Source organism: Klebsiella sp. CTHL.F3a, assembly GCF_019890895.1.
GTDB lineage: Bacteria > Pseudomonadota > Gammaproteobacteria > Enterobacterales > Enterobacteriaceae > Klebsiella > Klebsiella grimontii.
This window is the reverse complement of the sequence record NZ_CP082360.1, coordinates 5,036,322-5,051,508: the sequence shown is the minus strand read 5'-3', so window position 1 is coordinate 5,051,508 and position 15,187 is coordinate 5,036,322. Positions and strand designations below refer to the sequence as shown.

General features: G+C 59.1%; 10 protein-coding genes and 1 riboswitch. Of the genes, 2 read left to right on the top strand and 8 right to left on the bottom strand.

Annotation, left to right across the window (positions count from 1 at the left end; genetic code table 11):
* Window positions 1-5 precede the first annotated feature (5 nt).
* From rapA to araB, 5 genes are all read right to left on the bottom strand, one after another.
* Window positions 6-2,912 (bottom strand): RNA polymerase-associated protein RapA, encoded by a 2,907-nt coding sequence (rapA, locus tag K7H21_RS23655; protein WP_142469498.1) that lies wholly within the window; start codon window positions 2,910-2,912, stop codon window positions 6-8.
* 187 nt (window positions 2,913-3,099) lie between these two features.
* Window positions 3,100-5,457: a DNA polymerase II gene (polB, locus tag K7H21_RS23650; protein WP_004128859.1), complete on the bottom strand. Its 2,358-nt coding sequence runs from the start codon at window positions 5,455-5,457 to the stop codon at window positions 3,100-3,102.
* Between the two features lie 197 nt (window positions 5,458-5,654).
* The gene (gene araD, locus K7H21_RS23645; protein ID WP_004128860.1) at window positions 5,655-6,350 is read right to left on the bottom strand and encodes an L-ribulose-5-phosphate 4-epimerase; all 696 of its coding nucleotides are present in this window, start codon (window positions 6,348-6,350) and stop codon (window positions 5,655-5,657) included.
* Window positions 6,351-6,417: 67 nt separating this feature from the next.
* On the bottom strand, window positions 6,418-7,920 hold the full coding sequence (araA, locus tag K7H21_RS23640; RefSeq protein WP_223035401.1) for an L-arabinose isomerase: 1,503 nt from the start codon (window positions 7,918-7,920) through the stop codon (window positions 6,418-6,420).
* Window positions 7,921-7,930: 10 nt separating this feature from the next.
* Complete coding sequence (gene araB / locus K7H21_RS23635) at window positions 7,931-9,640, bottom strand: ribulokinase (RefSeq protein ID WP_004128862.1); 1,710 nt, start codon at window positions 9,638-9,640, stop codon at window positions 7,931-7,933.
* A 337-nt stretch (window positions 9,641-9,977) separates the two neighbouring features.
* Between araB and araC the strand changes: the two genes are divergently transcribed.
* Window positions 9,978-10,823, top strand: a complete 846-nt coding sequence (gene araC, locus K7H21_RS23630) for an arabinose operon transcriptional regulator AraC (protein WP_004128863.1) — start codon at window positions 9,978-9,980, stop codon at window positions 10,821-10,823.
* Window positions 10,824-10,951: 128 nt separating this feature from the next.
* A complete protein-coding gene (locus tag K7H21_RS23625; protein ID WP_004128864.1) occupies window positions 10,952-11,719 on the top strand; it encodes a DedA family protein in 768 nt (255 codons plus the stop codon).
* Here the strand turns inward: K7H21_RS23625 and thiQ are convergent.
* The 3 genes from thiQ to thiB are packed head-to-tail and all read right to left on the bottom strand — an operon-like array spanning window position 11,706 to window position 14,960.
* Window positions 11,706-12,407 carry a thiamine ABC transporter ATP-binding protein ThiQ gene (gene thiQ, locus K7H21_RS23620; RefSeq protein ID WP_004128866.1) on the bottom strand — a complete coding sequence of 234 codons (702 nt, stop codon included), beginning with the start codon at window positions 12,405-12,407 and terminating at the stop codon, window positions 11,706-11,708. The two genes, K7H21_RS23625 and thiQ, sit on opposite strands and share 14 nt — an antisense overlap.
* Entirely contained in the window at window positions 12,391-14,001 is a 1,611-nt protein-coding gene (gene thiP, locus K7H21_RS23615) for a thiamine/thiamine pyrophosphate ABC transporter permease ThiP (RefSeq protein ID WP_004128869.1), read from the bottom strand. The genes thiQ and thiP overlap by 17 nt, the downstream gene beginning before the upstream one ends.
* A complete protein-coding gene (gene thiB, locus K7H21_RS23610) occupies window positions 13,977-14,960 on the bottom strand; it encodes a thiamine ABC transporter substrate binding subunit (RefSeq protein WP_049113168.1) in 984 nt (327 codons plus the stop codon). The genes thiP and thiB overlap by 25 nt, the downstream gene beginning before the upstream one ends.
* A 31-nt stretch (window positions 14,961-14,991) precedes the next feature.
* Window positions 14,992-15,154, bottom strand: a riboswitch (TPP riboswitch).
* Between the last annotated feature and the right edge of the window lie 33 nt (window positions 15,155-15,187).

Sequence of the window (15,187 nt, the reverse complement as noted above, 5' to 3'; positions counted from 1 at the left end):
TTCCGTTACTGGTGGGTGACGACGATTAAGCGCAGCGCATCAAGACGCCAGCCTGCCTGAGCCAGCGCGTCCATCACCTGCTGACGATTGCTCTCGATAGCCGCCAGTTCATCATCGCGGATGTTCGGGTTCACGGCGCGCAGCGCTTCCAGGCGCGACAGCTCGGCCGTCAGCTTGTCGTCGGCTTCTTTACGCGCGGCGTCGATCAGCGCCTGGGCCGCTTTGGCGACCTGGCCTTCACCCTGCTGTAAAATCGCGTGGACGTCCTGCTGGACGGCATTAACCAACTTACTGCCTGTGTGGCGATTAACCGCGCTCAGCTGACGGTTAAAGCTTTCGAACTCCACCTGACCGGCGAGGTTGTTGCCGTTTTTGTCAAGCAGCATGCGTACCGGCGTCGGCGGCAGGAAGCGGTTGAGCTGCAGATGCTTCGGCGCCTGCGCTTCAACGACGTAAATCAGCTCCAGCAGCAGAGTGCCGACCGGCAGCGCTTTGTTCTTCAGCAGCGAAATGGTGCTGCTTCCGGTATCGCCGGAAAGGATCAGATCCAGACCGTTGATAATCAGCGGATGCTCCCAGGTGATGAACTGTGCGTCTTCGCGGGACAGGGCAACATCACGCTCAAAAGTAATGGTGCAGCCATCTTCCGGCAGACCCGGGAAATCCGGGACCAGCATATGGTCGGAGGGGGTCAGGACAATCAGATTCTCACCGCGATCGTCCTGGTTGATGCCGACGATATCAAACAGGTTCATGGAGAAAGCGATCAGGCTGGTGTCGTCATCCTGCTCTTCAATGCTTTCCGCAAGCTGCTGGGCTTTTTCACCGCCGTTGGAGTGGATCTCCAGCAGGCGGTCGCGGCCCTGCTCCAGCTGCGCTTTCAGCGCGTCATGCTGCTGGCGGCAAACTTTGATCAGCTCGTCGAAGCCGTCGGTATTTTCCGGGGCGGCGAGATAGTTAATCAGTTCGTTATGCACGCTGTCGTAGACGGTACGGCCGGTCGGGCAGGTGTGCTCGAAAGCGTCCAGACCTTCGTGATACCAGCGCACCAGCACCGACTGGGCGGTTCTTTCCAGATAGGGAACGTGGATCTGAATATCGTGAGCCTGGCCGATACGGTCAAGACGGCCGATACGCTGTTCCAGCAGATCCGGGTTGAACGGCAGATCGAACATCACCAGGTTACTGGCGAACTGGAAGTTACGGCCTTCTGAGCCGATTTCAGAACACAGCAGCACCTGAGCGCCGGTATCTTCTTCGGCAAACCAGGCTGCAGCGCGGTCACGTTCAATAATCGACATCCCTTCGTGGAACACCGCCGCACGGATGCCTTCGCGTTCGCGCAGGACCTGCTCCAGCTGCAGCGCAGTAGCTGCCTTGGCGCAGATCACCAGCACTTTCTGCGAACGGTGGCTGGTGAGATGGCCCATCAGCCACTCAACGCGCGGGTCGAAGTTCCACCAGGTGCCGGTATCGCCTTCAAACTCTTGATAAATCTGCTCCGGATAGAGCATATCGCGGGCGCGCTCTTCGGCAGTTTTACGGGCACCCATAATCCCGGAAACCTTGATAGCTGTCTGGTACTGGGTCGGCAGCGGCAGACGAATTGTATGCAGCTCGCGTTTCGGGAAACCTTTGACGCCGTTACGCGTGTTGCGGAACAGCACGCGGCTGGTGCCGTGGCGGTCCATTAGCATCGACACCAGCTCCTGACGAGCAGCCTGGGCATCATCGCGATCGCTGTTGGCGGCCTGCAATAGCGGTTCGATATCTTGTTCGCCGATCAGATCGCTCAGCGCGTTCAGCTCGGCGTCGTTCAGTTTATTCCCGGCCAGCAGCAGGGCCACGGCGTCGGCGACCGGACGGTAGTTCTGCTGCTCTTCAACAAACTGAGCGAAATCGTGGAAACGGTTAGGGTCGAGCAGGCGCAGGCGGGCGAAGTGGCTCTCCATCCCCAGCTGTTCCGGCGTCGCGGTGAGCAGCAGAATGCCCGGCACGCGCTCGGCCAACTGCTCAATGGCCTGATATTCGCGGCTTGGCGCGTCTTCACTCCACACCAGATGGTGCGCTTCATCGACGACCATCAGGTCCCATTCGGCATCGCACAGGTGCTCCAGGCGCTGCTTGCTGCGGCGCACGAAGTCCAGCGAGCAGATAACCAGCTGTTCGGTTTCGAACGGGTTAATGGCGTCGTGCTGCGCTTCGGCGTAGCGCTCATCGTCAAACAGCGAAAAGCGCAGGTTAAAGCGGCGCAGCATTTCCACCAGCCACTGGTGCTGCAGGGTTTCCGGAACGACGATCAGAACGCGTTCGGCAGCGCCGGAGAGCAGCTGCTGATGCAGGATCATCCCGGCTTCAATGGTTTTACCTAAACCCACTTCGTCCGCCAGCAGGACGCGCGGCGCGTGGCGGCGGCCAACGTCGTGAGCGATATTCAGCTGATGCGGGATCAGGCTGGTGCGCTGGCCGCGCAGGCCGCTCCACGGCATACGGTACTGTTCGCTCTGAAATTTACGCGCACGATAGCGCAGGGCGAAACGGTCCATACGGTCGATCTGCCCGGCGAACAGACGGTCCTGCGGTTTGCTGAAGACCAGTTTGCTGTCGAGCAGCACTTCACGCAGGGTGACGTTGGCTTCCTGGGTATCGAGGCGGGTACCGGTGTAGGCCAGCAGACCGTTCTCTTCATTAACTTCGTCAACCTGGAGCTGCCAGCCTTCATGGCTGGTGATGGTATCGCCCGGGTTGAACATCACGCGGGTGATCGGGGAGTCGTTGCGTGCGTACAGACGGTTTTCGCCGATGGCGGGGAAAAGCAGAGTCACCATGCGCGCGTCCAGCGCAACGACCGTCCCTAATCCCAGTTCGCTCTCTGTGTCGCTAATCCAGCGTTGACCAAGTGTAAAAGGCATATATGTTCGGCTCTTTAGTTCTTTGATTGCAGGCAATAGTTGATCATCTCCATGGAGAATCGGAGATACGTCAAAATTGGGTCCAGGAATGGAAAGGGCGCTATATTACTGGATGGCGGAACGTTCGTCACGTCCTCCTCACCCTTCATTTTACGGCTTTTGCGCCAGCGGAATGGGTGAGGAAAAATCAAAATAGCCCCAGTTGCCCCGTCACTATTGTAGCAAAATCGTCGTCGACAAAGGGAAGTATTCCTTCGGCGACAGGCTCTAATTGCTTAGAAAGGTAGTGTTCATAATCCAGCGGTGATTGCTGATAGTCCACCGGCTCCGGCCCGCCGGTGGTCCAGACATATTTAATGCTGCCGCGCTGCTGGTACTGTTGCGGCCTGCCTAACCTGACGTTTTGCTCATCAGCGAGCCTGGCCGCGCGCACGTGCGGCGGCACGTTGCGCTGATACTCCGCCAGCGGACGACGCAGGCGCTTACGGTAAATCAGACGATCGTCAAGCTCGCCGTTCATCAGCTTATCGATGGTTTCGCGTACGTAATCTTGATAGGGCTGATGACGAAAAATGCGCAGATAAAGCTCCTGCTGAAACTGCTGGGCCAGCGGCGTCCAGTCGGTACGTACCGTCTCCAGCCCTTTAAACACCATTCGCTGCTCGCCGCCTTCCTGAATCATCCCGGCGTAGCGCTTTTTACTGCCGGTGTCCGCGCCGCGAATGGTGGGCATGAGAAAGCGGCAGAAGTGGGTTTCGAACTCCAGCTCCAGTGTGCTGACAAGTCCCTCTTTGCTGAGCTCCGCCGCCCACCATGCGTTGACGAAGTCCACCAGCGAGCGGCCGATACCGTTGGCTTCCTCTTCGCTGTGGGCCCGCTTGAGCCACACGAACGTGGAGTCGGTATCGCCGTAGATAACGTCGTAGCCCTGGGATTCAATCAGCGCTTTGGTCTGGCGCATAATCGCGTGGCCGCGCATGGTGATGGAGGAGGCCAGACGGGGATCGAAAAAGCGGCAGGCGCTGGTGCCGAGTACGCCGTAGAAGGCGTTCATAATGATCTTCAGCGCCTGCGACAGCGGCTTGTTTTTATGCTGCTTGGCCTCGTCGCGACCGTGCCAGATCTGCCCGACAATGCCCGGCAGGCAGTGTTTTTCTCGCGAAAAGCGCGCGCCGAGAAAGCCTTCGGTGCTATGAGCGTCATCGGGATGCGCCAGCCCTTCAACCAGCCCCACGGGATCAATCAGGAAGGTGCGGATAATCGACGGATACAGGCTTTTGTAGTCCAGCACCAGCACCGAGTCGTAGAGGCCGGGGCGCGAGTCCATCACGTAGCCGCCGGGACTGGCCTGCGGCGGTACTGCGCCAAGGTTCGGCGCAACGTAGCCGAGCCGGTGCATGCGCGGGAAATAGAGATGGCTGAAGGCGGCGACCGAACCGCCGTGGCGATCAGCAGGCAGGCCGTTGACCGTCGCGCGCTCCAGTAAAAAAGGCATGATCTCGGTTTTATGGAAGATGCGCGTAACCAGCTCGCAGTCCTGCAGGTTGTATGTCGCCAGCGCCGGTTTATCCTGGTGAAAACGGCGATCGATTTCATCCATCCGATCCCAAGGGTTATCAATGGCTTTGCCCTCACCGAGCAGTTCGCGGGCCACCGATTCCAGGGCAAAAGAGGAGAAGTTCCAGAACGCGGATTTCAGCGCCTCGATGCCATCGATAATCAGTCGGCCGTTGGCCTGAGCAAAGAAGACGCCATTTTTAAAACCGTGCTCGCGCCACTCCAGTTCGCTGTTGCCGCGCCCGAGCATCAGCGGGATACGATAGCGCTCGGCGTGCTTTTGCAGAACGCGTAAATCGAACTGCACCACGTTCCAGCCGATCAGCACGTCCGGGTCGTGAGCGGCAAACCAGGCGTTAAGCTTTTCCAGCAGCAGCGGGCGGCTGGCGACGTACTCCAGCGTGAAGTTGACGGCTGGCAGCGAGGCGGGCTCCGGCCCGAGCATATAGACGACCCGCTGGCCGCAGCCTTCAAGACCAATGCAGTAGAGTTCGCCGTGGCGGCTGGTTTCGATGTCCAGCGACACCCATTTCAGCGGCGGACGGTAGTGGGGGTTGGGCTTCATTCGCGCGTTAACCAGCCGCTGGCCGCGCGCCTCGCCTTCCACCCACACCGGGGCGGTAATAAAGCGCTCCATCAGATAGCGCTCCGGCGGGCGAATGTCGCCTTCATATACCGTGATGCCGTTTTCGCGCAGCTTTTTTTCCAGCCGCATCAGCTGGCGGTGAGCGCGGCAGTAGAGGCCAAATACCGGCTGGCGATGAAAATCTTGCAGATTGAGCGCAGCAAGGCGATGGCCGTTTTCGCCCTGCAGCAGGCGTTCAACTTGCGGACGCTGAGATTCGGCAATGAACGCCACGGATTCCTGCGGCGGCAGCGTGACCTCAAGCGGGCCGTCATCAGTCGCCAGCCAGAAAGTCAGTTCGGTGCCCTGTGGGGTATCCCGCCAGTGACGGGTGAGTAAAAAACCTGCTCGTGGCTGCGTCACGCCGTGCTCTCATGAGTCAAAACCAGGCCTGATTATAGCCTGGTTCACGAAATGATGCTGGGGTTTTATACAGGTATAGGCCGGAGGTTGTGTTGCGCGCTGTTTCCCGGATTGCGGCGTAAACGCCTTATCCGGGCTACTCGTCCGCAGAGGGTAGCCCGGCTAAGCGTAGAGCGAGCCGGGACTACTGTGGAGGTTTACTGTCCGTAATAGGCTTTCGCGCCGTGCTTGCGCAGATAGTGTTTATCCAGCAGCGTTTGCTGCATCTCCGGCAGCTGCGGTGCCAGCTGGCGGCAAAAGATACCCATATAGGCGATCTCTTCCAGAACGATAGCGTTATGCACCGCATCTTCGGCGTTTTTCCCCCAGGCAAACGGGCCATGCGAGTGCACCAGCACGCCGGGCATTTGCGCTGGATCGATCCCTTTTTCACGGAAGGTTTCGACGATCACCGCGCCGGTTTCCCATTCGTACTCGCCGTTGATCTCCTCGTCGGTCATCAGACGGGTACAGGGGACCGCGCCGTAGAAGTAGTCGGCATGGGTGGTGCCGGTGGCGGGAATCGACTGTCCGGCCTGCGCCCAGATGGTGGCGTGACGCGAGTGAGTATGAACAATGCCGCCCAGCGTCGGGAATGCCTGATACAGCAAACGGTGGGTTGGCGTATCCGACGAGGGTTTTTTCTCGCCTTCAACCACTTCGCCGGTCTCCAGGCTGACCACCACCATATCTTCGGCGCTCATTACGCTGTAGTCGACGCCGGAGGGTTTAATCACCAGCACGCCCCGTTCACGGTCGACGGCGCTGACGTTGCCCCAGGTGAGGGTGACCAGATTATGCTTTGGCAGGGCCAGGTTGGCTTCGAGAACCTGGCGTTTGAGATCTTCTAACATACTGTGCTCCGAATTGCTGGCGAGTCAGTTCCCCTCACCCCAAGAGAGAGGGTGAGGGAACGGCCTCTTAGCGTTTTGAACCGTAATACACTTCGTTCCAGCGCAGCGCGTCCTTGAAGGAGGGCAGACGGGTTTCGTTATCAATCACGGTCAGCTCAATATCCTGCAGCTCAGCAAACTGGCGCATATCGTCGAGGGTTAGCGCATGGCTGAAGACAGTGTGGTGCGCGCCGCCGGCGATGATCCACGCTTCAGACGCGGTGCGCAGATCCGGATGCGCTTTCCACAGGGCGTTGGCGACCGGCAGCTTCGGCAGCTCGTGCGGGGTTTTCACCGTCTCAATGGTGTTCACCAGCAGACGATAGCGATCGCCGAGATCGATCAGGCTGGCAACGATCGCCGGGCCGGTATGGGTGTTAAAGATGATGCGCGCCGGATCGGCTTTACCACCGATGCCCAGAGGCTGGACGTCGAGAATCGGTTTCTCCGCGGTGGCGATGGTCGGGCAGACTTCCAGCATATGCGAGCCCAGAGCCAGATCGTTGCCTTTCTCGAAGTGATAGGTGTAATCCTCCATAAAGGAGGTGCCGCCCTGCAGACCAGTTGCCATCACCTTCATGATGCGAAGCAGAGCGGCGGTTTTCCAGTCGCCCTCGCCCGCAAAGCCGTAGCCCTGCTGCATCAGACGCTGCACGGCGAGACCCGGAAGTTGTTTCAGGCCGTGTAAATCTTCAAAGGTGGTGGTAAACGCGTGGAAGCCGCCTTGTTCCAGGAAGCGCTTCATCCCCAGCTCAATGCGCGCGGCGTCGAGAAGGTTCTGCCGTTTATCGCCGTGGATTTGTACCGCGGGCGTCAGACGATAGCTGCTTTCATACTCATCAATCAGCGCGCTGATTTCGCCGTCGGTGACCGCATTGACGACCTGCACCAGATCGCCCACCGCCCAGGTGTTAACCGAGAAGCCAAACTTGATCTGCGCGGCGACTTTATCCCCGTCGGTAACCGCCACTTCGCGCATGTTATCGCCGAAGCGGCAGACTTTCAGGTGACGGGTATCCTGTTTAGAGACCGCCTGACGCATCCACGCGCCGATGCGCTGATGCGCTTCTTTATCCTGCCAGTGGCCGGTCACCACGCTGTGCTGCTGACGCATTCGGGCGCCGATGAAGCCAAACTCGCGGCCGCCGTGCGCGGTCTGGTTCAGGTTCATAAAGTCCATATCGATGCTGTCCCACGGCAGGGCCGCGTTGAACTGGGTATGGAACTGCATCAGCGGTTTATTCAGGATCGTGAGGCCGTTAATCCACATTTTCGCGGGCGAGAAAGTATGCAGCCACACCACCATCCCGGCGCACTTGTCATCGTAATTGGCGTCGCGGCAGATATGGGTAATCTCATCCGGGGTTGTACCCAGCGGTTTCAGCACCAGTTTGCACGGCAGCTTGGCTTCCGCATTCAGGCTGCTCACCACATGTTCTGCGTGCTTCGTAACCTGACGTAGCGCTTCAGGGCCATACAGATGCTGGCTACCGATGACGAACCACACTTCATAATTATTAAAAATAGTCATTTTTATATCCTTAATGGGTGAGAGCTGCCTGCGATTGCGGCGCGGTTTCCGCCTTTGCAGTCGAAGGGAGATAACGTTGTTCCGCGCTGAGCGACCATTGCTGGTAGCGCTGGTAGAGTTGTTCGAAGCGTTGCGCCTGGGCCGGACGGGGCTGCAGGGTACTTTCCACCTGGCTGGCCATGTTTTCCTGCGCGGCGGGTATATCGCGGTATACGCCCGCAGCGACGGCGGCGAAGATAGCCGCGCCCAGCGCGCAGCACTGATCGGAGGCGACGATTTGCAGCGGGCGATTTAGCACATCGCAACAGGCCTGCATGATCACCGGGTTTTTCCGCGCGATGCCGCCGAGCGCCATCACGTTATTGACCGGGATACCCTGGTCGGTGAAGCACTCCATAATGGCGCGGGCGCCGAAGGCGGTGGCGGCAATCAGCCCGCCGAACAGCGCCGGGGCGTCGGTGGCGAGATTGAGATCGGTAATGACCCCTTTTAGACGCTGGTTGGCATTCGGCGTACGGCGGCCGTTAAACCAGTCCAGCACGACCGGCAGATGGTCAAGAGACGGATTTTTCGCCCAGGCGTCGGTCAGGGCAGGCAGCAGCTGTTTCTGGCTGGCTTTGATCTGCTCTTTGAGTTCCGGATGCGCTTGCGCCAGCTGCTCCAGTGGCCAGCCGAGGATGCGGCCAAACCAGGCGTAGATGTCGCCAAAAGCGGATTGCCCCGCTTCCATACCGATAAAGTCAGGCACAACGCTACCGTCGACCTGGCCGCAAATACCCTTCACCGTACGCTCGCCGACGCTCTGTTTATCGGCGATCAGAATGTCGCAGGTGGAGGTGCCGATCACTTTGACCAGCGCGTTTGGCTGTGCACCGGCGCCGACGGCGCCCATATGGCAGTCGAAAGCGCCGCCGGAGATGGCGACGGTTTGCGGCAGGCCCAGGCGCGCGGCCCACTCGGCGGTCAGGGTGCCCACCGGGACATCCGCAGTCCAGGTATCGCTGAACATCGGGTAGGCCAGGTTTTGGTTGATAATCGGGTCGAGTTCATCGAAGAAACCGGCTGGCGGCAGGCCGCCCCAGCTTTCGTGCCACAGCGATTTATGCCCGGCGCTGCAGCGGCCGCGACGAATATCCTGCGGGCGGGTGGTCCCGGAAAGCAGCGCGGGTACCCAATCGCATAGCTCAATCCACGACGCGGCGGCCTCGGCGATGGCGCTATCGTGGCGGGTAACGTGGAGGATTTTGGCCCAGAACCATTCACTGGAGTAGATACCGCCGATATAGCGGGAGTAGTCTTCTTTACCCGGCTGGTGGCACAGGCGGGTAATCTCCTCCGCTTCTTCCACCGAGGTGTGGTCTTTCCACAGGACGAACATGGCGTTGGGGTTGCTGGCGAATTCGTCGCGTAGCGCCAGGACGTTGCCGTCGGCGTCAATGGGCGCGGGAGTTGAGCCGGTGCTATCCACGCCGATACCCACCACGGCAGCGCGCTGTTCAGCGCTCAGTGAGGCAAGGACGCTTTTCAGCGCGGCTTCCATCGATTCAATATAGTCGCGCGGATGATGGCGGAACTGGTTGTTCGGGCCATCACAAAACAGCCCCTCCTGCCAGCGCGGATACCACTCGACGCTTGCGGCGAGCTCTTCGCCCGTTGCGCACTCTACCGCCAGGGCGCGTACTGAATCACTGCCAAAATCGAGGCCAATCGCAATTGCCATGCTGTTACTCCATGCTAAAAATCATTCATGGTGAAACAGTAGATATCTGGGCTGAAAACCGTCAGGCTGTATTCGCTAATCTTATGGACTATATTGCTGTGACGTCGCAAAGTGTGACGCCGTGCAAATATTCAATGTGGACTTTCCTGTCGTCTTTATAGACACTTCAGTTATGCGCTAAAAGCGCCTGAATTGTGCGCTGCGCTCAGTTTTAGCCGAGAGGTGGCGGGTTTTAATTCAATTTATAACCCGCGTCGCAGCACGCGCTGTCAGCCAGAGGATAAAATGCAAGGTATGGACAATTGGTGTCCTCAATGTCTCCAGGAGAGCAGAGTTTATGGCCGAAACGCAAAACGATCCTTTGTTGCCGGGTTACTCTTTTAACGCCCATCTGGTGACGGGCCTGACGCCGATTGACGCCGATGGGTATCTGGATTTCTTTATTGACCGTCCGCTGGGGATGAAAGGCTATATCCTGAACCTGACGATTCGTGGCGAAGGGGTGATCAATAACCACGGGGAGCAGTTTATCTGTCGGCCCGGCGACATGCTGCTATTTCCACCGGGAGAGATTCACCATTATGGCCGTCACCCCGATGCTCGCGAGTGGTATCACCAGTGGGTCTATTTCCGGCCGCGCGCCTACTGGCATGAATGGCTAAACTGGCCGACTATTTTCGCCCAGACCGGTTTTTTTCGTCCCGATGAGCAGTGGCAGACGCGCTTTGGCGAACTGTTCGGGCAGATTGTGGAAGCTGGGCAGGGGGCCGGGCGTTACTCTGAACTGCTAGCGATCAATCTCATGGAGCAACTGCTGCTCAGGCGCATGGAGGCCATCAACGAATCGCTGCATCCGCCGCTGGATAATCGGGTGCGCGATGCCTGCCAGTATATCAGCGACCATCTGGCGGACAGTCATTTTGATATCGCCAGCGTCGCCCAGCACGTGTGCCTGTCGCCGTCGCGCCTGTCGCATCTGTTCCGCCAGCAACTGGGGATCAGCGTGCTGGGGTGGCGGGAGGATCAGCGCATTAGCCAGGCCAAGCTGCTGCTGAGCACCACGCGGATGCCGATCGCCACCGTTGGCCGTAACGTCGGTTTCGAGGATCAGCTCTACTTTTCGCGCGTATTTAAGAAATGTACCGGCGCCAGCCCGAGCGAGTTTCGCGCCGGGTGTGAATAAAAAGTAAAGAAAGTGAAATGATGGCCCGGATTATTAACACAGCCAGTAAACTATACAAACAAATGATGGCTTGACGAAGTATTTACGGCTCCGGAGAATCCGTGCTTCGTTTTTAAACCGGGTACATTATGCAAGCATTGCTGGAACACTTTATTACTCAATCCACGGTCTATTCCCTGATAGCCGTTCTGCTGGTTGCCTTCCTGGAGTCGTTGGCGCTGGTGGGGCTTATCTTACCGGGAACGGTGATGATGGCCGGATTGGGGGCGCTGATCGGCAGCGGCGAGGTTAACTTCTGGCAGGCGTGGCTGGCGGGGATTATCGGCTGTCTGCTCGGTGACTGGATTTCGTTCTGGCTGGGCTGGCGCTTCAAAAAGCCGCTACACCGCTGGTCTTTTTTAAAGAAAAATAAAGCGCTGCTGGATAAAACCGAGCATGCGCTGCACCAGCACAGCATGTTGACCATTCTGATTGGCCGATTTGTCGGGCCGACGCGCCCGCTGGTGCCGATGGTCGCCGGAATGCTCGATCTGCCGGTCGCGAAATTCATCCCGCCAAATATCATTGGCTGCCTGCTGTGGCCACCGCTCTACTTCTTACCGGGGATCCTCGCCGGGGCGGCCATTGATATTCCGTCCGATGAGAATAGCGCCAGCTTTAAGTGGCTGTTGCTGGGCGCGGCGCTGCTGGCGTGGCTGGCGGCGTGGCTGTGCTGGCGGCTGTGGCGCAGCGCCAAAAATTCCGCCGATCGGTTAACCCGCTTTCTGCCGCGTTCGCGTCTGCTGTGGCTTGCTCCGCTTACGGTGTGCGCCGCCGGGGCCACGCTGGTTTTCACCTTCCGCCACCCACTGATGCCAGTCTATCTTGAGATCCTACAGAAGGTTATTTTGCGCTAATTCCCAGCAGCGTCGAGGCGCTGCTGTTGCCGCTGAGCAGCGAGGCGGTGTCGCCATCCCAGGCGATTCGTCCCTCAGCCACAACCACCGACCGCGGCGCGATGCGCGCCGCATCTTCCACGCTGTGCGATACCATTAATAGCGTCAGCCGCTGCTGCTGGCAGACGTCGGCAACCAGCGCCAGCATCTCCTGCCTCAGCGCGGGATCGAGCGCCGAGAAAGGTTCATCCAGCAGCAGCACCGGCTGCTTGCGTACCAGACAGCGCGCTAGCGCCGCGCGCTGACGCTGGCCGCCGGAAAGCTCGCCCGGCAGCCGTTCTAGCATCGCGTCGATCCCCATCTGTCCGGCGATGACCCGCAAATGGGCGGTTTGTTCCGGGTTCAGCTTAAGCCCCGGATGCATTCCCAGAGCAATGTTCTGGCGGATTGTGAGGTGGTTAAACAGGTTATTTTCCTGAAACAGCATCGATACCGGACGACGCGCGGGCGGCGTGTGGGTATGAGGCTGGCCGTCGATGTCGATACTGCCGCTGGCGGGAGGCAAAAAACCGGCAATCAGGTTCAGCAGCGTGCTTTTCCCGGCCCCGCTGGGGCCAAGCACCGCGATGCGTTCTCCGCGTTCGACGGAAAGCGTAAAGCGCATCGGCAGATGCTGGTAAAGCCAGGTCACATCATTCAGTTTTAGCATCGCGCCCCGGAAGTTTTTCAATCACGCTAAAGAGTAAAAAGCACAGCAGCAGGAGCAGGAGGGCGGTTACGGCGCCGTCCTGGCTACGATAAGAACCGATCTGCTGATACAGGTAGAATGGCAGGGTACGAAAATCTTCGTTACCAAACAGCGCCACCACGCCGAAGTCGCCAATCGACAGCACGCAGGCGAAGGCCAGCGCCTGGGCCAGCGGGCGCTTTAACGCGCGAAGCTCAACCACCCTGAGACGGGTAAATCCGTGCATCCCCAGCGACTGGCAGAGGGTGCCGTAGCGGGCGGCGATATCGCGCATCGGGTTCTCCAGCACCTTCAGCGCGTAGGGGATCGCCATCAGCGCGTTGGTGAAAATCACGATACCGTCGGCGGACTCGGGCAGGCCCACACTGTTATTGAGCAGCAGGAAGAAGCCGGTGGCCAGCACGATGCCCGGCATAGCGAGGATCAGCATCCCGCTCAGCTCAAGCGCCTGCCCGGCCAGAGGGCGACGGCGGGCGCGAAGCTCGCGGCTGCTCCACAGCAGCATCATGGTCAGGATAACGCTCAAGAGCCCGGCGGCAACCGCGATGCGCAGCGATGTCCCCAGCGCCTGCCACAGCGCGGGCTGATGCAGCACGCGAAACAGATTGCTATTCAGACCGTCAAGTATCACCGCCAGCAGCGGCGGCAGCAGCAGCAAAAGCGCTGCGCCAATCAACGCCATGTCACACAACCGGCTGTACCGCCGGTCGTCGGGATCGCGCCAGCCGCGAATATGACTGGCCCCGATGGCGAGGGCTTTGCTCAGCCGTTGGCTAAGCAGCACCAGCCCAAGGCAGCAGATCATCTGGATCAGCGCCAGCATCGCCGCGCGGCCCGGGTCGTAGTCGAAATTAAGGGCCTGGTAAATCGCCAGTTCGATGGTGGTTGCCCGTGGGCCGCCGCCCAGCGACAGCACGGTTGCAAAGCTGGCGAAACAGAGCATAAAGATCAGCGCCGCGACCGGAGCAATTTGCCTGCGCAGCCACGGCCACTCGACCAGACGGAAGAAAACGTAGCCGCGCATGCCGAGCTGGGCGGCGATTTGCCGCTGCTCGCCGGGGATATTTTCCAGCGTTTGCAGCAGCAGGCGCGTGGCCATGGGCATATTAAAGAATACGTGCGCCAGCAGGATCCCCTGTAGCCCGTAAGGCGAGAACGACCACTGCCAGCCGAAAGCGTTAAATAATTCGGCCAGCCAGCCCTGACGGCCGTAGACGCTAAGGATGCCGAAGACCGCCACCAGCACCGGCAGAATTAAGGTCATTGCGCAAAGGCGCAGCAGCAGCGTTCGCCCGGGGAATCGACGCCGGTAGAGGGCGCGGGCGAGAAATATCGCCGGCAGCACCGAAAAAAGCGCCGAAAGAAAGGCCTGCCAGAAAGAGAAACGTACGACGTGCCAGAGATAGCTATCGCTGATCAGCACGCCCCAGGCCGCTTCCGGCGCGCTGAACCACAGCGCCAGAAAGGCGGCCAGCGCCACGACGACCAGAATGATGGCCGCCGTGACTCCCGGCAGTAGCCAGCCGAAAGCTAGCGGCTGACGGCGCGTTGCCATGCGCTGATCCAGTTCTGGCGTTCGGTAGCCACCTGCTGCGGGGTAAATTCGAGGGTCGTTTGTGGTTTCATCAGCGCGTCAAAGCCTGCTGGAAGCGCAACCTGAGTGACCGGATACATCCAGTTGCCGGTCGGGATCGCGTTCTGGAAGCCAGGGGAAACCATAAATTTGAGGAATTTTTCCGCCAGCTCCGGCTGTTTGCTGGCTGCAGTGCGGGCGGCAACCTCGACCTGCAGGTAGTGGCCTTCAGCAAAGTTTGCCGCGGCGTAGTTCTCTTTCTTCTCTGCAATAATGTGATAAGCCGGGGAGGTGGTATAGCTCAGCACCAAATCGCTCTCGCCTTTCAGGAACAAGCCGTAGGCTTCGCTCCAGCCTTTGGTGACGGTGACGGTTTTCGCCGCCAGCTTCTGCCAGGCCTCCGGCGCTTTATCGCCGTAAACTTTTTGCATCCACAGCAGCAGCCCCAGTCCCGGCGTGCTGGTGCGCGGATCTTCATAAATCACCCGCCATTTCTGCTCGCCCTCAACCAGCTCTTTCAGGCTTTTCGGCGGATTTTTCAGCTTGTTTTTATCGTAAACAAAAGCGAAGTAGCCGTAATCGAACGGGACGAAGGTGTCGTTATCCCAGCCGCCGGGCACGCTGACCGCGCTGGCCGGTACGCCGCTTTTGGCGAACAGGTTGCTCTGCGAGGCGGCTTCCAGCAGGTTGTTATCCAGCCCAAGCACCACGTCGGCTTTGCTGTTTTTGCCTTCCATGCGCAGACGATTGAGCAGCGAGACGCCGTCTTCCAGCGCCACGAACTTCAGTTCGCAGCCGCAGTCGGCTTCAAAGGCTTTTTTAACCGCCGGGCCGGGGCCCCAGTCGGCGGAGAACGAGTCGTAGGTATAAACGGTGAGCAGCGGTTTGGCAAAAACGGGCGCGGCGACCAGCGCCAACAGCGGGAGTAATTTTTTCAACACTTTGCACCTCAGAAAAAGGGGGGGCAAAGGATTTTGAGTGGGCCTCAAATCCCTTCGCCGGCGTTATCCGGATCAGGTTCGACGGGTATTTTCTCAGCCCATACGCTTTATCTTCGGGTTGCTTCTGCGCTAACCGCGCCTTGAGGCAACTTGAATGAGATTGCGTATGTTTATTAGCACCCCGTTGAGAACGGCAGTTAGTGTAATGATTTTGTCTGCGGACTGAA